Genomic DNA, 18,136 nt, shown 5'->3' with positions numbered 1-18,136 from the left:
GCGCAAAGCCACCCCATGGGGGGTCGAGCCTCGTGAGGCCTAGTGCGGAGGGGAGATCCTCGCGGTCAGGCACATGCGGTCGAGCGCGTTCGCGACGGACACGGCCATGATCAGGTTCGCGAGGTTGTAGGGGCCGAGCAGGTTCTCCGCCGCGCCGTACACGTCGTCGGGCACGCCGTCGGCGGGGAGCCTGGTCATCATTTCGGTGAGAGCCAGGGCGGCCCGTTCGGAGTCGGTGAACCGGCGTGAGTCGCGCCAGCCCGCCAGCTCGTTGAGCCGGTCCTGCTTCTCACCCAGGCGGAGGGCTTCCGCCGAGCGCTGGGCCAGGAAGTACGCGCAGCCGTTGAGCTGGGCGACCCGGATGCGCGCCAGTTCGCGCAGCCGGTCGTCGCTCAGCCCCTCGCGCCGCAGCGCGTCCTCCAATTCGGTGATCAGGCCAACGGCTCGTGGCGACACTGCCGCCAGTTCGATGCGCTGCCTGGTCATCGTGTATGTCAGCTCCTTGCTCGTCGTTCGTCCTCCGCCGGAAATCAGTGTGAATCCGACAGATGGCCACGAACAATGGCGAAGTTCTCACCGTTCGGTAAGGTGCCCTTACCGATGGGGGGTGCCGGTGAACTGGCAGGAGCTGGAGACGTTTTTGACGCTGGCCGAAGAGCTGCATTTCGGCCGCGCGGCCGACCGATTGCACGTCTCCCGCGCCCGGGTCAGCCAGATGACCCAGGCCCTGGAACGCCGGGTCGGCGGCACGCTGTTCGAGCGCACCAGCCGCCGGGTGGCGCTGACCCCGCTGGGCACCCAGCTGCGCGAGGACCTCGATCTCCACTACCAGGGCGTCCTCGAAGCCCTGGCCAACGCCGCCGACAGCGCGCAGGGCGGCGGTGGCGTCCTGCGCGTGGGGTTCTCCAGTCCGGCGGCCAGCGAGCGGGTCATGAGGGTTGTCGAGGCGTTCCGCGCGTTGCATCCCAGGTGCGAGGTACAGATCCGCGAGGTCCACCTGTCCGACCGGTTCGGCGCTCTGCGCCGGGGCGAGCTCGACCTCCAGGTGGTCGAACTGCCCGTGGAGGAGCCCGATCTGACCGTGGGCCCGGTGCTCCTGCGCGACCGGACCGTGCTCGCCGTCTCCGCCTCGCACCGCCTGGCCGGCCGCAGGTCTATCTCCATCGAGGACCTAGGGGGTGAGAACCTGCTGGTCACCCACGACTTGCCCGGCTATTTCAGGGCGCGGCACATGCCCGATCGCACCCCGGCAGGGCGGCCCATCCCCCACTCGACCACGACGAAGTACTGGCAGGAGCTGCTCGCGCTCGTCGCGGCGGGTGAGGGCGTCACGATCGCCGCCGCCCAGGGCGCCCGCTACTACCCGCGTCCCAACCTGGTCTACGTCCCATTCCACGACGTCGCGCCGTTCGAGTACGCGCTGATGTGGCGTACGGCGAGCGTCTCCGCCAAGGCCCTCGCCTTCACCAAGGTGGCGGCGGAGACGCGCGGCTCTGCCGTGGAGATGGCCTGATTCAGCAGGAAGTAGCGGCCGTCCAGTGGAAGTGCGGAGGGCTGTTGGAGGAGGACGCCAACCGGTCTTCGAGGAGGCTGAGTGCAGAAATCAACGGCAAAAAGTTGCACCGGGACGCACTGGACGGACCTACTCCGTACCGCGATCTCGATCCGGGAGAACCGGTTGTCCTCCGTGACTCTGCTGCGCCGCCTGGGCAACCACTCTCGCAAGAACCGGCTCTACCGAGCCTTTCGCGAGCTCGGCCGCGCGGTCAGGACGATCACGCTCTCGCGGTATTTGTCGGATCCAGACCTTCGCGAGCAGATCACCCAGGTCACCAACCGCAACGAGTCCTTCCACACTTCGGCAACTGGATCCTCAACCTGACCCCGCCGGCCGCCAACCTCACCACCCGACTCGACCGCGAGTCCCACGTCCTCTTCGCCCCATAACCGGCGGCTCACTGGCCGCTGCGGGTGTTCACCGAAGGGCTGCGGATGACCCAGCAGGCCTACGCCGAGCGGCTCAAGACGTGGGCCGACTGGGAGGAGCTGTCTGCGGCGGCTCACTGACTGCTCGGCCTCCTGACTGTTCGGCCCGGACGCCCCTCGGCGTCCGGGCCGCGGTCAGCCACAGGCCGGTGAAAGCGGCGCAGGCCAGTGTCACGGCACCCGCCGCGAGGAACGCGCTGTTGAGGCCTGATTCGAAGGAGGCGCCGCCGGACCCCCGCGTGTGGACGATCGCCCCGAGCACCGCTACGCCGAGCACCGCGCCGATCTGCCGGGTGGTGCTGCTGACGCCCGAGGCGAGGCCGCCCTCCTGCGGGCTGACCGCCTGGATGGCGGCCCCTGTCAGCGGCGACATGGTGAGAGCGAACCCGACGCCGACGACCGCCAGCCGCCACCACACGTTCCCGTAGCCGGTATCGGCGTGGACGAAGCCCAGCGCCACCAGCCCCAGCCCGGCCAGCGCCAGGCCGATGCTGACGACGACGCGGAAGCCGTACCTGGCCGCGAACCGGCCCGCGTACGGGCTGACGATCACCATGGCCAGCGAGACGGGCAGGGTCCGCAGCCCGGCGACCAGGATCGAAGTGCCCTGGACGTAGACGAAGAACTGGGAGAAGAAGAACGACGACCCCATCAGCGCGAACCCGACCACGACCATCGCTGTGTTGGACACCGTGAACAGCCGCTGACGGAACAGCCGGAGCGGCAGCATCGGCGTCGACACACGACCCTCGACCACGACGAACGCGGCCAGGAGCGCCAGTCCGGCGACGAAGCTGGCCAGGATCACGGGCGAGGTCCAGCCGCGGGAACCGCCCTCGATCAGGCCGTAGGTCACAGCGCCCACGCCCGCGACGGACAGGACCGTGCCGGGGACGTCGATCGGCGGCGCGCTCGGGTTGCGGGACTCCCCCAGCACGCGCAGCCCGGCCAGCAGCAGGACCGCCCCGATGGGCACGTTGACCAGGAAGATGGCGGGCCAGCCGAAGGACTCCACCAGGATCCCGCCCGCCAGCGGTCCGGCGGCCAGGCCGACGCCGCTGAACCCTGCCCACAACCCGATCGCTCTGACGCGCTCCCTCGGGGCGGGATACGCGGCGGCGAGCAGCGCCAGTGAGGCGGGGCTCAGCGCCGCTGCCCCGACGCCCTGCAGCACCCGCCCGGCGATCAGCCAGCCGATCGAGGGCGCGAGCGAACACACCACCGACGCGGCCGTGAACACCACCACCCCGGCCAGGAACACCCGCCTGCGGCCGAACCGGTCGGCGAAGACGCCGCCCGACAGTAGCAGCATGGCCACCAGCAGCACGTAGGCGTCGACGATCCACTGCAGGCCGGTCAGCCCGGTGTGGAGCCGCTGCTGCATGTCGGGCAGGGCGGCGCCGACGATCGTGTTGTCGAGCAGCACCATGAACTGACCTGCGCAGGTCAGGGTGAGCAACGCTTTCACGCACATCCCTCCTAAAGCAGTTGATGACTGCGTTAAGAAACGCTAACGCAAGTCTCGACTGCGTTAAGATGGAGGTATGGATGAGCAGGGGCGGGCCAGGCGGCCCGGTGGCCGCAGCGCCCGGGTCCGCGCGGCCGTGCACCAGGCCGTTACCGACCTGGTCAGCGAGCGCGGCTACGGAAACTTCACCGTCGGCGACATCGCGGCCCGCGCGGGCGTGGCCGACACCAGCCTCTACCGCCGCTGGGGCAACCTCCACGCCCTGCTCAGCGATGTGCTGCTGACCCGGCTCAACGCGCAGGCGCCGATGCCCGACACCGGCAGCCTGGCCGGCGACCTGCGGACCTACGCCGCCATCGTGGCCCGCGAGGTCACCGGACCCGACGGCCTGGCCCTGGTGCGGCTGACCATCGCGCTGTCAGGCGAGGGTCAGCAGGGCCTTCAGGCGCGCGACGAGCTCCTGGCCGACCGCTCCAGGCAGTTGCAGGCCATGCTCGACCGCGCCCGCGACCGCGGCGAGGACCCGCCCGACGCACTGGAGGTGCTGGACCATCTCCTGGCGCCGATCTACATGCGCGTCCTGTTCGGCGCGGGGCCCCGCTCACCCCTGACTACCTTGACGGGTTGGTCGACCGGTTGCTCGCCTGATCCCAGTCCGTCGCGCTGTGGAACAGCCGCTACCTCTCGACCGCCGTCGACGAGCTACGCGCCCAGGGGTCCCAGTCAGGGACGAGGACGTCGGCCGGCTCAGCCCCCTCGTCCACGCCCACCTCAAGTGCCTGGGCCGCTACGGAATCCCGCCGCCCTCGACCTCGGCACACGCCTCGACGAACGCCGCGAAGCCCGCTGCTGTCACCAACCACCACATTCGCGACCTTTCGCTACGATGATCGCGGACGATGACGAGTGGCAGGTTCGTGTCGCCGAAACACGCGAGGAGTACGGATGCAGCCGGATCCATCGCAGTCCAGGTTTCCTCAGTATGGTCAGCCGCCGATGGCGGGCGGACCCGCGCCGTGGGGTGGCGGGCCGAACCCGTGGGGTGGCGGGCCGAGCCCGTTGGCGGCGCCGCCCAGGCCGAGGGCAAACGCCGCGGCGGCGGTGATCGCCGGCATCCTGGCGCTGCTCACCGCCGGCATCCTCGTCTGGTTCGCGCTTAACGAAGTCGTCTACGTCATCGGGCCGGCCGGTCGCTGGTCCAGCCTGGTGTTGGTGAACGTGCTCGCCGGCGTCATCAGCGCCGGGGCGCTGTTGGTCGCGGCGGCGTTCACGTTCGCCCGCAGGATTTTCGGCGCGTGGGCACTGTGCGCGCTCTGCGTGCTCTACGTGGTGGCGAACCTCGTGGTGGCGCCGCTGGTGTGGGGCACGCCCTTCGGGGCTCAGCTCAAGTTCCTCTTCGGCTTCGACAAGATCAACGGCGTCGCCGCAGGGCTGGCGACCATCTTCTGCGTTCCGACGGCGACCATGGCGGCGATCGCCGGCAGCATGAAGTCGTACGGACTAAGCACCGCCACGCCACCCCGTCCGTGATCACTTCGCTGTACGGCTGGCGGATTCGCGCATGGTCGAGGCCTGGGCCGCTACGCGATCGCTTCCTCCGCCCTGGACAAGGGCCTACGGCCGCTGGGCGCGACACCGCCGCATGACCGTGCCGCCATGGGTGTCGTGGGTGAGGACGGGTTTGAACCGCCTGCCGGGTGATCACGGTCAGCTGGGTAGGGATCGGCTCGCGCCGCTGTCCTTGTGCGTGCGGTCAGGCGGGCAGCGATGTGGTGCGGCTGCAAGCGATGACCGCATGCTGATCAGCGTCGTCCGCCGAACTCCCAATCGTGAACTTCGATACCGGCATACCGGTCCGGGGCCAGGACTGTGCGGGCCGTGTCCCGATCCGTCGCCCGGATCAGGGCTGCCGTGCCCACCCAGGTGACGCCGTCGTCGGACAACAGCGGGCCGTAGGCGATCAAGTCGTCCCGCCGGTCGGACGGTGGAACGAGGTCGGCGGCCTGGCCCGTGCCGAGGCCCAGCACCAGATAGCGGTTGCCGCCTTCGCGGCCACCGGGAAAGTCCCACATGGTGCGCCCCAGCACGTTGCGCCACCGGCGCAGCATCACGTCCCGGTACACGCCGGCCTGAAAGTTGGGCTCGTCGAAGGCGAACGCCCGCGCGGCGGCCAGGTCAGGCAGGTCGACGATATGCACGCTGCCGGTGGCCGTGTCGCCGTCGAGGGTCGGGCCGCGGGCGATCAGCTGCGCCGCGTAGCGGTCCATGTAGGACCAGTGCTCTTCCACCAGCTTCTCGCGCAGTGCCGCGGAGCCGGGCCGGTCACGGTGGTAACAGAAGAATTGCATGTCGAGCCTATCTATCACGGGTTGCGGCAGGGGCGGGTGTGTCGGTGTCGTCGGCGGGGCCGGTGCGCAGCGGGGTTTCGCGGATCAGCCAGGCGATGGTGAAGGCGGCGACGGACAGTGCGGCGGCGCCGATGAGGATGACGTGCAGGCCTCCGGTGACGGCCAGCCGGACCGCGTCGGCCACCTGGGCGGGCAGGTCCGGCAGCAGGGCGGGGGTGAGGTCGCCTTGCGTGGTCAGCCGGTCGGCGGCGGCCGGTCCCAGGTGGGCGGCCAGGCCGCCGCGTACATGGGCGGCATACAGGGTGCCCAGCAGGGCGATGCCGAGCGAGCCGCCGATGGTGCGCAGCAGCGTGAGGGTGCCGCTGGCCGCGCCCATGTCGCGCGGGTCGGCGCTGTTCATGGTGATCAGGGTGGTGCTCTGCAGCATCAGGCCCAGGCCTGCTCCGATGGGGAGGGTCAGGGCCGAGGCGAGCGCAACGGGGGTGTCTCCGTCAAGTGGGAACAGTGCCAGCGCGCCGCCCGCCATGAGGGCTGCGCCGAGGATCGGGTAGCTGCGGTAGCGGCCGTTTGCGCTGATGAGGCGGCCGGTGAGCAACTGGGCGCCGAGCATGCCGAACATCAGTGGGAGCAGCAGCATGCCGCTGGCCGCCGGGGAGGAGCCCTGCACGAGCTGCAGGTACTGCGGCAGGTAGTTGGTGACGGTGAGCATCACCGCGCCGATCAGGAAGCTCAGGACCTGGGCGAGGGTGAAGTTCCGGTCGGCGAACAGCCGGGGCGGGATGATCGGCTCGGCGGTGCGGTGTTCGACGGCCACGAACGTGGCCAGGGCGAACACGCCGATCGCGCCGAGCGCCCAGGGCCAGGGGGTGCCGCCCGCCAGCAGGGTCAGGGCCCCGATGGCGACGGTCAGCAGCACGGCTCCGATGTAATCGATGCGCGGCTGGCCCCGTTTCACGGGTGGCAGGTGGATCCGGGTGGCGATGAGCAGCAGCGCGAGGACGCCGATGGGCAGGTTGACGTAGAAGGTCCAGCGCCAGCTGAGTTGGTCGGTGAGCAGCCCGCCCAGCAGCGGCCCGCCGACGTAGGCGACGGGCATGATGGCGCCGATCATCGACTGCAGCCGGCCGCTGTCGCGGGGTGGGACCAGCACGCCGATGATGGCCAGCGCGCCGACCATGAGTCCGCCCGCGCCGAGCCCCTGCACGGCGCGGAAGGCGATGAGCTGCGGCATGGTCTGGGCCAGGCCGCAGAGCGCGGACCCGGCCAGGAACAGCGCGATGGAGCAGATGAAGGTGGCCTTGCGGCCGAGCAGGTCGCCGAGCTTGCCCCAGATCGGGGTGCTCGCCGCTGCGGCGAGCATGTACGCGGTCACCACCCCCGGCAGCTGGTCCAGGCCACCGAGGTCGCCGGCGATGGTGGGCAGCGCGGTGCCCACGATCAGGCCGTCGAGCATCGCCAGGAACATGCCGGTCAGCAGCCCGAAGACACCCAGGCGTGTCATGGCGCCTCAGACGGTGTAGGGGCGGGCGGTCCTGGCCTCGCGCAGCGCGTGCGCCCACCAGGCGAGCCGGTCCAGCATGACCTTGGAGGCGGCGTCGACGGCCGGGTCGAGGGCCTTGCCGTCGCCGTCGAACTGCGCCCACGGATGCTGCAGGCCGACGCTGTCACGCAGGGTGACGGCGTGCAGCTCAGCCAGGACGAGCCGGAGCTGCTCGACCGCGCGCAGCCCGGCGGAGAAGGCGCCGTATGAGACGAACGCGACGGGCTTGGCCTGCCATTCGACGCCGTGCCAGTCAATGGCGTTCTTCAGCGCGGCCGGGAAGCTGTGGTTGTACTCGGGTGTCACGATGACGAAGGCGTCGGCCGCCGCCAGGCGCGGCGAGACGGCCGCCAGCAGATCCCTGTCCTCTTGAGAGGCCGGTGGCTGGCCGAGCACCGGCAAGACGGTCGGCAGCGGGGTTTCGGCCAAGTCGATCAGGTCGGCGCTCATGTCGTCGCGCTCATGGAGGTGGTCCAGCAGCCAGTTCGCCACGGCGGGGCCAAAGCGTCCCTCACGGATGCTGCCGAGAATGACGGCGATCTTGAGCACTTATCTTCCTTTGCGTACACTGTCTTGAGCGAAATACAACGTACACACGCATGTGTACATTGTCTACTGTCGGTACGTTGTATTGGCAGGCGAGGAGAAGGGGACAACGGCATGGCCACCGACAAGAGCGCACCGCTGTGGGAGCGGCTGGAACGGCCCGCACCGGCCCCCCGCCAGACGTTGTCTCCCCAGCGCATCGCCATGGCCGCCGTTGCGGTCGCCGACGCCGAGGGCCTGGAGGCCATCACCATGCGCCGCCTGGCCACAGAACTGGGCGTCGCTCCCATGGCGCCTTACCGCTACGTGTCAGGCAAGGACGACCTGCTGGAACTCATGGTCGACCACGTCTACGCAGGCATGCGCCTGCCCAGCGGTCTCGGCTGGCGGGAGAGCCTGCACGCCCTGGCCGTGGGCACCCGCGAGCTGATGCTGAAGCACCGGTGGCTGGCTCAGCTCCCGCCGCAAGCCAAGCTCGCCCTGACGCCCAGCCGAATGGCCGTGGCCGAGCAGTCCCTGATAGCGCTCGACGGCCTTGGCCTGGACCCCGACATGATGATGGGCATCTTCCGCAGCGTGGACGCCTACGTGCAGGGCGCCATGAGTTACGACAGCGCCGTCGATGAGTTCATGAGCGAGCAGAGCTTGTCCAGCGGCGACGAACTGCGCACCGAGCTCGCCCCCCTCATGGCCTGGCACATGCGCACCGGCCATTACCCCACCTACGAGCACTACCTGCGCACCGCCACCCGCAAGGACGACAGGCAATGGCAGTTCGACCTCGGCCTCAACTGCCTCCTCGATGGCATCGCCGCCCGCCTGAACATTTGAGGACGTTCGGACAGCGGTTCCCGTCGCCCGAGCGGCCCTACGGTTCCCCCCGTCCGCCCGGTCCTCCCATCCCTGGGCGAGGGCATGGTTCCCTCCGCCCGTCGAGGCCGTGGGTCCCTCCGCCCAGGCGAAGCCATAGCCTCTCGCGCCCGTTCGGTTCAGGCGGGGCCGTGGTTCTCCTCGCCCGGACGAGACCTCGTCGGGTCCAGGAGTCCTCACCGTTCGGGGAGGGCTTTCCCTGGTCCAGCGGTTCTTCCGGGTCGCGGTTGGGGGCGGCGGCGGGCAGGGAGAGGTTTGGGGGCTGGGCGGGAGGGGAAGCGGGGGTGCGGCGTCATATCCTGGAGTGGCCCATGTCCGCCGACCCAAACGGTGATCTTCATGTTCGAGGTCTTCTCGGCCCTCGCGCCGCCCGCGCTCGTGGCCACCGCCTTCCTGCTCGGCGTACGCGCCCTGCTCAAGCACGAGAAGGCCGCCAAGGCCGAGGAGCGCCGCCAGGCCCTCGCCGAGCGGCAGGCCGCCGCGGGACAGTAGGGCTCAGGCGACCTCCTCCTTCGCCTCCAGCCCCGCCAGGAGGTTGAAGGCGCCCGTCATCAGGTTGAGCGTGACCAGGCCGACGATCTCCGCGATCACCCGGTCGCTCCACCCGAGGGCCCGCAGCTCCGCGACGTCCGCGTCGCTGATCGAGGCGGGCTCGGCCAGCGCCCGTACGGCCACCGCGATCAGCGCCGCCTCTCTGGCGTCGGTCGAGGTGCCCTGCCTGGCCAGCGCGATGTCGGCCTCGCTCAGGCCCGCCGTACGCGCGGCCTGGGTGTGCGCAGCCATGCACAGACCGCATCCGATCCACTCCTGCAGCGCCAGCGACACCTTCTCGCTGAGCGGGCGCGGCATCTTGACCCGCTTCATGGCACGCGAGAAGTCGAGGTAGCCCTGGAGGAGCGCGGGTGAGTGGGCCATCGTCGAGACCATCTCCCCCGCGCTCCCATGACGCTCGACGATGCCGCCGAGCAGCTCTCTCGACTTCTCGGGGGCATGCTCGGGCTCCAGCCGGTCCAGACGTCTCATGTCTCCTCCTCGGATCAGTCGGCGTAAACCATACCCCCCTATGGTTTGTTCCCCGCTCTTGCCCTTCCTCGCGGGATGCACGACGATCTTGCTGTGAACCAGACGCTCCGGATGCCGCGCCCCGTCGACATCGGCCGGCTGCTCGTGACGATCCAGGCGGCGTTCGCCGCCGTCGGCGCGGTGTTCATGGGTGCGGTGACCGCGGGTGGAGGCGGCGCGCCACCGGTGGCGTGGGCGCTGGTCGCTCTGATGCTGGCGGCGGGGGTCTCCGGCTGGCTGCTGGCCGACAGAGTGGCCACCCGACGGCGACGCGTCCTCGTCCTGCTCGTCGCATGGGAGGCCGCGCTGTTCGCCGCAGGGGTGGTCACCGCACTCGATGAGTCCGACTTCGACCTTTTCAGCCTGATCAGCCCGAACCTCGTCGGGCCCGTCGTGGTGGCCGGCCTTCTCCTGGTTCCCTCGTCGGCGAGGGCCTGGTTCGACCGCTGACCCGGCGGCCCGTCCTCAGCCGGCCGCGATCACCTCGATCTCGACCAGCCACTCGCTGACCAGCGTCTGGGCCACGAGCGCGGTCGTGGGCACCGGACGTCCGCCGAGCGCGGCCACCCTCGCCTTGGCGTTGGCGTCGGCGTAGGAGGGGTCACGGAGGTAGCTGGTCAGCCGCACGATGTTGTCGACGGTCATACCGGCCGAGGCGAGGATGGCCCTGATGTTCGACCAGATCAGCTCCAGCTGGTCGTCGAGCGTCACTCCTGGGACGCCCTGCGCGTCGAGTCCCATGGTTCCGGCGACGAACAGCAACCGCTGCGCGCCCTTGACCTCGAGGGCGTGGACGTAGTCGTCGGTGGCGGGGTAGACGCCCTCACTCGGATTGCGCGTCAAGATCTCCATATCGCCGCAATCTATCCCGGCAGGGGAGGAACGCGCGGCCCCTTTTCCCTGGCCCGAGCCCTTACCGCTCACCACGCTGACCTGGGATTCTTCCACGAGCGGCCCACTGTTCGCCCGCCGCCACCCAACACGGGCCAACCGTCCACCACGGGGTCCGCCGCCCAACGCGGGTCCGCCGCCCAACGCGGGTCCGCTGCCCAACGCAGGATCGTCGATGTCAGAGGGGGCGCCGGCCAAGGCGATGCCGGTCGAACGGAGGTGCCGGTCGAACGGGGGTGCCGGTCGGGTCGGCGTGCCGGTCGGGTCGGCGTACCGGTCGGGTCGGCGTACCGGCTGGGCCAGGAGTACCGGTCGGCGAGGGTGCCGGACGGGCGGGGGTGAGCGGCTCGGGGCGGTGGGCGTTTTGGTGTCAGTGATCAACCGGAGACGCCTACAAATCCTGACTTATCCCGCTAAGGTGCATGGGGTTGATCTCTCCCGCCTCAGGAGTCACCCCTCATGCCGCAAGCCGCACCACTGCGTGAAGGTGATCCCGCCGCGATAGGCGCCTACCTGATCGTCGGCAGGCTCGGGGAGGGTGGCCAGGGCATCGTGTACCTCGGCAGGGCCCCCGACGGCAGGCCCGTGGCCGTCAAGGTCCTGCGGGACGGCGTCGCCGCCGACGACCGCTTCGCCAAGGAGATCGCCGCGGCCCGCAGGGTCGAGCCCTTCTGCGTCGCCCAGGTGCTCGACGCGTCGCTGAGCGGCAGGCCGTACATCGTCACCGAGTACATCGAGGGCCCCACCCTGCAGCAGGCAGGACGCCACGGCGGGGCCGAGCTCCAGCGGCTGGCCGTGGCCACGGCCACCGCGCTGGCGGCGATCCACCAGGCGGGGGTCGTCCACAGGGACTTCAAGCCGGCGAACGTGCTGCTGGGCCCCGGCGGCCCGCGCGTCATCGACTTCGGCATCGCCCGCGCCACGGACGCGGGCGCCACGGTCACGAGCAGCATCGTCGGCACGCCCGCCTACATGGCTCCGGAGCAGCTGGCGGGCGCGCAGGTCGGTCCCGCGACGGACGTGTTCGCGTGGGCGTCGGTGATGGTCTGGGCCGGCACGGGCGCGCCGCCGTTCGGCGAGGACACGCTGCCCGCGATCATCAACCGCATCCTGCACAACGAGCCCCAGATGGGCGACCTGCCGCATCCGCTGCGCTCGATCGTCTACGACTGCCTGGCCAAGGATCCCGCCCGCAGGCCCACCATGCAGGACGTGCTGCTGCGTCTCCTCGGCGGCGACGGGCAGTCCACGACGCCCGTGCGCGGTGGCGGAACCGTCCGCGTCAGGCGGCGCCGCGCCGTCGTCCCTGTGGCCGCGGGCGTCGCCGTGGTGATGTCCGCGGCGCTGGTGGCCGCGGTCGTCTGGCGCACCACCTCGCCGGACGGCTCCGGCTCCCCCGCGCTCGCCGCCGTCACCACGCCCTCCGAATCGCCGGCCGCGAGCACGGCCGTCACGTCCAAGCGGGGCACCCCTCGCCCGAAGCGGACGCCCAAGGCCTCGCCGTCCAGCAGGACCACCCGCTCGCCCAGGCCCACGCCCTCGGACACGCCCGCCACGCGCACTCCCACGCCCAGCCTCTCCCCCACCACCACGCGCCCCACGCGGAAGCCAGCCGCGCGCGTCGACCTCGACATCCAGCCCATCCAGCTGTCCGGCGGCCCTGGCCAGGTCGAGGCGGAGGGCTGCTACATGCCGCCCGTGCACTTCCAGACCACGGTGGCGTCGAGCAGGAAGGGGATATGGATCTCCTACCGGTGGCTCGTGGACGGCATGACGAAGCGCAGCGGGAGAAGCTGGGTCCCGGAGGACGACTACACCGCGTTCGTGACCGCTGACCAGTACATGCTGAAGGCAGGCCCGCACACCGTCACCCTGCGGGTGACCTCGCCTGTCACCGTCACCAGGAGCATCTCGATCGACGTCTGCTCCGTGGACTACTGATGACGCCCTCCTTCATCGGCCCCTACCGGGTCGTCAGACCGCTCGGCGAAGGCGGCCAGGGCGTGGTCTACCTCGCCACCGCGCCCGACGGACGGCCCGTGGCGGTCAAGACGCTCCGTGAGGGTTTCGCGGGCGACGACCGCTTCGCCAAGGAGATCGCCGCCGCGCGCAGGGTGGAACCGTTCTGCATCGCCCAGGTGCTCGACGCGTCGCTGAGCGGCAGGCCGTACATCGTCACCGAGTACGTCGAGGGCCCCTCCCTGCAGGAGGCAGGGCGCCACCTCGGCGCCGACCTGCAGCGGCTGGCGATCAGCACCGCCACCGCGCTCGCCGCCATCCACCGGGCGGGCGTGGTGCACAGGGACTTCAAGCCCGCCAACGTCCTGCTCGGCAGGGACGGTCCCCGCGTCATCGACTTCGGCATCGCCCGCGCGACGGGCTCGGCCCTCACGGTCACGAGCAGCATCGTCGGCACGCCGTCCTACATGGCCCCCGAGCAGGTGGCGGGCGCGGAGGTGGGGCCCGCGGCGGACGTGTTCGCCTGGGCGGGGGTGATGGTGTTCGCCGCCACGGGCACGCCGCCCTTCGGCAGGGGGTCGCTGCCCGAGGTGATCAGAAGGGTCCAGTACGGCGAGCCGCTGCTGGATCAGGTGCCCGACGCGCTGCGCCCGATCGTGGCCGGCTGCCTCGACAAGGACCCCGCCCGCCGTCCGACCATGCAGGACGTGCTCTTCCAGCTCATCGGCGCCCAGCCGCCCGCGCGCGGCGCGCCGGCCGGGCGCCGCCGCAGGCCCGCGCTCGTGGCGGGGGCGGCCGCGCTGGCCGTGACCTGCGTCGCCGGCGCGACGTGGGGAGCGGCGGCGCTCTTGGGCGGCTCCGGCACGCACGCGTCCGCCCCCACGACCACCGCTTCCACCGGCTCCGCCGCCCTGCCCGCGACGGGGAAGTCCCCCGCGGCCACGGGGAAGCGCACGACGCCTCGGCCTGGCAAGAGCAGAACCAGCGCGAAGCCCCGCTCCACTCCCACCGTGTCGCGCACCTCCGTGGCCACCGGGCGTCCTACCTCGCGGCCCACGTCGTCCCCCGCGTCCTCCCCCACGTCGCGGCCCACCCCGCGCCCCACGGGCAGCCGTTCCGCCGAGCCGTCCCAGGGCACCGGGGGCGTGAGCTCGGTGAGTCTGCGCCCCGAGGGCATCAGGATGAGCGGCTGCTGGCGCTACGACCTGAACATCTACGCCGATGTGAAGGCCTCGGGCAGGTTCGGCTACCGGTGGCTGGTCAACGGGGAGACCAGGGGCAGGCACGAGGCCGCCCCGGGAGACAAGGTGGTGCTCCCCTCCATCACCTGGAAGGAGGCGGGCTCGTATCGCGTCGTCTTCGAGGTGTTCACCCCCTCGAGCGTACGGCGGAGCGTCACGGTCGAGATCTGCGACTTCGGCGAGGGCTGGTAGGCGGCGCACATATCGGGGCAATAGGCCGAACCGGTGGCCGCGCCCCGCATCAGGCGCGATCCTGCAGCCCATGGACGACGACACGCCACAGAGCGTGACGCGCGAGCAGACCGCCCCCGACAAGCAGGCTCCGGCACCGGCGCCGCGCGAGCCCCGGCAGGAGACGGCGCGCCGCCGGGCCCTCGCGGCCTACGAGGAGCTGCGCCGCCGGGGGCCATCCTGAAGTGTTTCGCTTGACTCTGCGTAGTCATGCGATTACTAATCGGAGGGTCAATCTCCCAGCGAAAGGACCCACCCCATCATGCGCACCGCTCTCGGGACTCTCACGGCCGCAGGTCTCGTCCTCACATCGAGCCTGCTCGCCCTCCCCGGCCAGGCCGTCGCCTCCACTGCGGCGATTCCCGCGGGCAACGCCCCGTCCTGCGTCACGGTCTGGGAGCACACCGGCCGCATCACCAAGACCGGTTACGCCAGGAACGACTGTCCCCACACGCTGAACCTCAAGATCGTATGGGCACGAGGCACCGACGGGCCCTGCCGCACCGTACGGCCAGGGCAGAGCATCAGCACGCAGGTGCCTCGCGGCGTCCGCTCGTTCGACGGCGCGAACCTCTGCTGACCTGACACCGCCGCTCCGCTCTCCTGACGAATGGCCTCCTGTCGAAGGGCCTCCTGCCGGAACGTCTCCAGCAGGAGGCCCTTCTGCTGGACGGCGGGGCCTGGGCGTCGCCTGTCAGCGCGTCAGCCACCACAGCGCCACCACGACGGCGGCGACGACCAGGGCGACGCCGTACCCGAGAAGTGCCCTGCCGACGCGGCGGAAGAGGTAGCCGGGCCGGTGACGGTCGACGGTCAAGGGGGTGCTCCTCCCTGGCGGCCCCGCCACTCGGGTCGGCGCGATGAGCCCCAAAGTAGAGGCGTTACCGCAGCGCCGCAAGCGCTCTGATCACGACTTGGGGCATTCGCCTCGGCAACAGCGGTACGGCGGGGTGGAATGGGTCATGGGCCTTCTCCCCGCTCCCCCAAGCCGTCCGCCCGAGCTGGGATCGCCCTCACCCTGGCCGGCTTCGAACGCGACTTCCTGGACGCGGGCGCCGCGCTGGGCCGCCGCAGGACGCGCAGGACCCGCCGCGGGGGCACGGGCGGTCTCGTCGCTGGGCGCTCTTCCCTCGGAGCCCGCCGCCCTGCTCCGGCACCTGCCGCGGGAGAAGCGGAGCGTGGGCTCTGGGGAGACGACTTGGTCTTCGACCGGCCGACCTGTTCGGCCTGCGCGCCGAAGCGGATGCCGGGTGGCTCGACGGCCGGATCTTGGACGTTCGGCGACCCGTCGCCCTGGAACCGGACCGACGACATCTGGACCAGGCGTCATTGACACCGAGTCTTCGGCGAGCAAGCGTGTTCCGTATGCGGAACAACTCACGCTTCGCCCAGGTGCTGTCGTTCGACATCGACCGGGTCGCCGCGGCCGCCGGTTCCGACCCCGACGTCCTGCGGATGGAGAACCTCGACACCGACGTGCCGCCGCCGCCCGCCGCCGTGGAGGCGACCGTCCAGGCGCTGACCACCGGGCAGGGCAACAGCTGGCTGCCGTTCAGCGGACTGCCTGTGCTGCGCGAGGCGATCGCCGCCGACCTGCGCCTGCGGACCGGCCTCGACTTCGACCCTGTCCGGCAGATCGTCGTCACCTCCGGCGGCACCTCGGCGGTCATGCCGGTGCTGCTCGCCACCACCGAGCCGGGCGAGCGCGTGGTGCTCACCGACCCCACGTACGCCGGTCTCTTCCAGCGCGTACGGCTGGCGGGCGCGCAGCCGTCCCTCGTGCCCCTCCGGGTCCGCGACGGATTGTGGCGGCTCGACAGGGACGCGCTGCTACGGGTGTCCGACGCGGCGGCGCTGCTCTTGATGAGCCCGTCGATGCCGTCGGGCGTCGTCCTCGACCAGGAGGACTGGGCGGCGGTCGCCCAGGTCTGCGAGCGGACCGGCGCGTACCTGATCTACGACGCGGCCATGGAGCGCATCGTCTTCGACGGGCACCCGCGCATCAACCCGTGCCGGGTCGACGGGCTGGCCGAGCGGACCATCGTGATCGGGTCGATGTCCAAGGAGTACCGGATGATCGGCTGGCGGATCGGCTGGGTGGCCGGGCCGCCGGACATCATGGCCCGCGTCATCGTGGCGGTCACCTACAACACGACGGTCTCCAGCGGGTTCGCGCAGCTCGGCGCCGCCGCGGCGCTCGGCGGGCCGAGTGGCGTCCAGGAGGCGGTGGCCGAGTACCAGCTCCGCCACCACACCGTCATCAGGGAGTTGGACGGGCTGCCGGTGGTGCGGGCGGCGGGCGGCTGGTCGTGCCTGGTGGACGCGGAGGCTCTGGGGCTGGGCGCGCCGGAGCTGTCGGCGCGGCTGCTGGCGCGTGGGCGTATCGCCGCCACCCCGATGACCGCCTGGGGCGAGGCCGTGGCGGGCCGGTACGTCCGGCTGGTCTACAGCAACGAGCCGGTCAAGCGCCTGACCGAACTCCGCGACCGCTTCACCGCCGCCCTCGCCTGACGGTCGCCCTCGAACGAGGGCCACCCGTCGCCTGGCCTCGCCAGCCGCCGCGCTGCCGTCGAGCATGGCGGAGACGGCCCGGCCCAGCCACTCGGCAGGCACCATGGTCAGGAGCAGCAACGGCCGGAGGCTCGCGGCGGTCAGCAGCGGCCCGCCGACCGGCCCCCGCTCCATCCATCGGCGCGGCCGAGACTCCGCAGACGATCAATCTGGTGGACGCCACCGACGTTTCTCACCGGAAGAACACTGCGCCTCAGCACTCCCCGGCGGCCTGGCACAGCCGGGGGGCCATCGCCCGGGCGTCGGCCAGCGGCTTCGTGAAGTCGTGCTTGCCGATCTTGCCGTACGCCGTGAACTCGCTGTACACGAGCACGGCACTGCCCTTCCTGACCACCACGGCCCGCTCGGCGCCGCCGAGGCTGTGCTTCGAGACGTTCTGGGCGCTGAAGGTGAAGGCCTCGTCACCCAGCTTCCCGGCCGGCGCCGTCTTGACGGCCAGCCGCTTCGTGGCGCACGACGCGGCCCCGGCCCTCAACCCCCTCATGACCTGCTGCGCCGCCGCGGGGCTGGACATGATGACCACCTGCTCGGCATAGCGGTAGTCGCTGTCGCCGCTGGCGATGACCGTACGGGAGTCCTCGGCCTTCTGCACGCTCGGCCGCTTCGCCGGGCAGTCGGTCAGCAGGGCGAGGGGCTGGGCCTTGTCGGAGACCTCCCAGCTCATGTACTTGTCCTGGGCCTTCTTGTGCTCGTACTTCAGAAAACCCTTGGGGACCTCGCGCGGGGCGGCCGCGAAGGCGGGGGCGGTGGCGCCGAAGACGAGCACGGCACCGGCGACACCGGAGAGGACCAGCTTGATCATGGGGGGATTACCGCTTTCTTGATCAGTGGGTGTGCAACATCCCCTTTGATGCGATCAAGAAGCCAGAGGTTCGCGTCAGATGCGGCGGATTTTCGTCAGGAGGAGTCCGCTCGCCGGCCCTCCTCGGTTCCGAAGCCGTCGAGCGACTCGCGCTCCTCGAGGCTGCGTAGTTCCTGGAACACCGAGATGTGCAGGCCGGCGGGCGCGTCGAACCTCGCGTTCAGCGACTGCCACGGCGTGACCGTGGGCGGCGCGATCTCCTCGGCGCCGGCCGAGAGCAGCCGGTCGGTGGCGGCCCGGGCGTCGTCGACCTCGAACGCGACCCGGATCTTGGGGGCCACCTGGCGGCCCACCTCGACATCGTCGATCATCCTCTTCTGCGCGGGATTCGCGATCTCGAGCGTGGCCCGCCCAGCATCGAGGATCGCCACGTGCGCGCCGTCTCCACCGGAGAAGGCGGCCTGCTCCGGCAGGCCCAGGGCGTCCCGGTAGAAGGCGAGGGCGGCCTCGTAGTCCTCCGCCTCGACCACCAGCCGGAGCTGGCGGACGGCCGGCGGCTTCCCGTTGTCGGCGTCCTGGGAAAGGGTCATGGGATCTTCTCCTCAGCGTGAGTGATCGGCA

General features: G+C 70.8%; 22 protein-coding genes. 12 read left to right on the top strand and 10 right to left on the bottom strand.

Annotated features, from left to right (window positions below; all coding sequences use genetic code 11):
* Positions 1-39: 39 nt before the first annotated feature.
* Positions 40-486, bottom strand: a complete 447-nt coding sequence (locus tag FHR33_RS42520) for a carboxymuconolactone decarboxylase family protein (RefSeq protein WP_183659777.1) — start codon at positions 484-486, stop codon at positions 40-42.
* Positions 487-613: 127 nt separating this feature from the next.
* Here FHR33_RS42520 and FHR33_RS42515 point away from each other — a divergent pair, with 127 nt between their 5' ends.
* Both FHR33_RS42515 and FHR33_RS42510 read left to right on the top strand, forming a co-directional pair.
* The gene (locus FHR33_RS42515; protein ID WP_183659776.1) at positions 614-1,513 is read left to right on the top strand and encodes a LysR family transcriptional regulator; all 900 of its coding nucleotides are present in this window, start codon (positions 614-616) and stop codon (positions 1,511-1,513) included.
* An 81-nt stretch (positions 1,514-1,594) separates the two neighbouring features.
* Positions 1,595-1,882, top strand: a complete 288-nt coding sequence (locus FHR33_RS42510; protein ID WP_221241473.1) for a Tn3 family transposase — start codon at positions 1,595-1,597, stop codon at positions 1,880-1,882.
* Positions 1,883-2,020: 138 nt separating this feature from the next.
* On the opposite strand, the gene FHR33_RS42505 is transcribed toward FHR33_RS42510, so the two are convergent.
* Complete coding sequence (locus FHR33_RS42505; protein WP_221241472.1) at positions 2,021-3,454, bottom strand: DHA2 family efflux MFS transporter permease subunit; 1,434 nt, start codon at positions 3,452-3,454, stop codon at positions 2,021-2,023.
* A gap of 76 nt (positions 3,455-3,530) precedes the next feature.
* Here FHR33_RS42505 and FHR33_RS49420 point away from each other — a divergent pair, with 76 nt between their 5' ends.
* Positions 3,531-4,559 (top strand): TetR/AcrR family transcriptional regulator, encoded by a 1,029-nt coding sequence (locus FHR33_RS49420; RefSeq protein ID WP_221241471.1) that lies wholly within the window; start codon positions 3,531-3,533, stop codon positions 4,557-4,559.
* On the top strand, positions 4,556-4,984 hold the full coding sequence (locus FHR33_RS42495; RefSeq protein WP_221241470.1) for a hypothetical protein: 429 nt from the start codon (positions 4,556-4,558) through the stop codon (positions 4,982-4,984). The genes FHR33_RS49420 and FHR33_RS42495 overlap by 4 nt, the downstream gene beginning before the upstream one ends.
* A gap of 272 nt (positions 4,985-5,256) precedes the next feature.
* On the opposite strand, the gene FHR33_RS42490 is transcribed toward FHR33_RS42495, so the two are convergent.
* From FHR33_RS42490 to FHR33_RS42480, 3 genes are read right to left on the bottom strand one after another with little or no spacing between them, the layout of a single operon-like run.
* Entirely contained in the window at positions 5,257-5,802 is a 546-nt protein-coding gene (locus tag FHR33_RS42490; RefSeq protein WP_183659773.1) for a YciI family protein, read from the bottom strand.
* A 7-nt stretch (positions 5,803-5,809) separates the two neighbouring features.
* Complete coding sequence (locus FHR33_RS42485; protein WP_183659772.1) at positions 5,810-7,303, bottom strand: MDR family MFS transporter; 1,494 nt, start codon at positions 7,301-7,303, stop codon at positions 5,810-5,812.
* A gap of 6 nt (positions 7,304-7,309) precedes the next feature.
* The gene (locus FHR33_RS42480; protein ID WP_183659771.1) at positions 7,310-7,891 is read right to left on the bottom strand and encodes an NADPH-dependent FMN reductase; all 582 of its coding nucleotides are present in this window, start codon (positions 7,889-7,891) and stop codon (positions 7,310-7,312) included.
* A gap of 111 nt (positions 7,892-8,002) precedes the next feature.
* Here FHR33_RS42480 and FHR33_RS42475 point away from each other — a divergent pair, with 111 nt between their 5' ends.
* Both FHR33_RS42475 and FHR33_RS42470 read left to right on the top strand, forming a co-directional pair.
* The gene (locus FHR33_RS42475; RefSeq protein WP_183659770.1) at positions 8,003-8,719 is read left to right on the top strand and encodes a TetR/AcrR family transcriptional regulator C-terminal domain-containing protein; all 717 of its coding nucleotides are present in this window, start codon (positions 8,003-8,005) and stop codon (positions 8,717-8,719) included.
* A 378-nt stretch (positions 8,720-9,097) separates the two neighbouring features.
* Positions 9,098-9,250, top strand: a complete 153-nt coding sequence (locus FHR33_RS42470; RefSeq protein WP_183659769.1) for a hypothetical protein — start codon at positions 9,098-9,100, stop codon at positions 9,248-9,250.
* Between the two features lie 3 nt (positions 9,251-9,253).
* On the opposite strand, the gene FHR33_RS42465 is transcribed toward FHR33_RS42470, so the two are convergent.
* Complete coding sequence (locus tag FHR33_RS42465; RefSeq protein WP_183659768.1) at positions 9,254-9,781, bottom strand: carboxymuconolactone decarboxylase family protein; 528 nt, start codon at positions 9,779-9,781, stop codon at positions 9,254-9,256.
* Between the two features lie 93 nt (positions 9,782-9,874).
* On the opposite strand from FHR33_RS42465, the gene FHR33_RS42460 reads away from it, so the two are divergent.
* A complete protein-coding gene (locus tag FHR33_RS42460; protein WP_183659767.1) occupies positions 9,875-10,270 on the top strand; it encodes a hypothetical protein in 396 nt (131 codons plus the stop codon).
* 15 nt (positions 10,271-10,285) lie between these two features.
* On the opposite strand, the gene FHR33_RS42455 is transcribed toward FHR33_RS42460, so the two are convergent.
* Positions 10,286-10,672 carry a RidA family protein gene (locus tag FHR33_RS42455; protein ID WP_183659766.1) on the bottom strand — a complete coding sequence of 129 codons (387 nt, stop codon included), beginning with the start codon at positions 10,670-10,672 and terminating at the stop codon, positions 10,286-10,288.
* A gap of 498 nt (positions 10,673-11,170) precedes the next feature.
* Between FHR33_RS42455 and FHR33_RS42450 the strand changes: the two genes are divergently transcribed.
* The 4 genes from FHR33_RS42450 (at position 11,171) to FHR33_RS42435 (ending at position 14,722) form a co-directional block, all read left to right on the top strand.
* Positions 11,171-12,652 (top strand): serine/threonine protein kinase, encoded by a 1,482-nt coding sequence (locus FHR33_RS42450; RefSeq protein ID WP_183659765.1) that lies wholly within the window; start codon positions 11,171-11,173, stop codon positions 12,650-12,652.
* Positions 12,652-14,103, top strand: a complete 1,452-nt coding sequence (locus FHR33_RS42445; protein WP_183659764.1) for a serine/threonine-protein kinase — start codon at positions 12,652-12,654, stop codon at positions 14,101-14,103. The genes FHR33_RS42450 and FHR33_RS42445 overlap by 1 nt, the downstream gene beginning before the upstream one ends.
* 70 nt (positions 14,104-14,173) lie before the next feature.
* A complete protein-coding gene (locus FHR33_RS42440) occupies positions 14,174-14,326 on the top strand; it encodes a hypothetical protein (RefSeq protein WP_183659763.1) in 153 nt (50 codons plus the stop codon).
* Positions 14,327-14,404: 78 nt separating this feature from the next.
* On the top strand, positions 14,405-14,722 hold the full coding sequence (locus FHR33_RS42435) for an alpha-amylase inhibitor (RefSeq protein ID WP_183659762.1): 318 nt from the start codon (positions 14,405-14,407) through the stop codon (positions 14,720-14,722).
* Positions 14,723-14,836: 114 nt separating this feature from the next.
* On the opposite strand, the gene FHR33_RS52225 is transcribed toward FHR33_RS42435, so the two are convergent.
* Positions 14,837-14,959 carry a hypothetical protein gene (locus FHR33_RS52225; RefSeq protein ID WP_281388255.1) on the bottom strand — a complete coding sequence of 41 codons (123 nt, stop codon included), beginning with the start codon at positions 14,957-14,959 and terminating at the stop codon, positions 14,837-14,839.
* A gap of 548 nt (positions 14,960-15,507) precedes the next feature.
* Between FHR33_RS52225 and FHR33_RS42430 the strand changes: the two genes are divergently transcribed.
* Entirely contained in the window at positions 15,508-16,653 is a 1,146-nt protein-coding gene (locus FHR33_RS42430) for a pyridoxal phosphate-dependent aminotransferase (RefSeq protein ID WP_183659761.1), read from the top strand.
* 253 nt (positions 16,654-16,906) lie between these two features.
* Here FHR33_RS42430 and FHR33_RS42425 read toward each other — a convergent pair whose 3' ends face one another.
* Positions 16,907-17,515 (bottom strand): hypothetical protein, encoded by a 609-nt coding sequence (locus tag FHR33_RS42425; protein ID WP_183659760.1) that lies wholly within the window; start codon positions 17,513-17,515, stop codon positions 16,907-16,909.
* Between the two features lie 95 nt (positions 17,516-17,610).
* Positions 17,611-18,105, bottom strand: a complete 495-nt coding sequence (locus FHR33_RS42420; RefSeq protein WP_183659759.1) for a VOC family protein — start codon at positions 18,103-18,105, stop codon at positions 17,611-17,613.
* Positions 18,106-18,136: the final 31 nt, after the last annotated feature.

The organism is Nonomuraea dietziae (genome assembly GCF_014195505.1).
Lineage (GTDB): Bacteria > Actinomycetota > Actinomycetes > Streptosporangiales > Streptosporangiaceae > Nonomuraea > Nonomuraea roseola.
The sequence above is the reverse complement of the archived record's forward strand: the minus strand, read 5'-3'. Positions and strand labels throughout refer to the sequence as shown.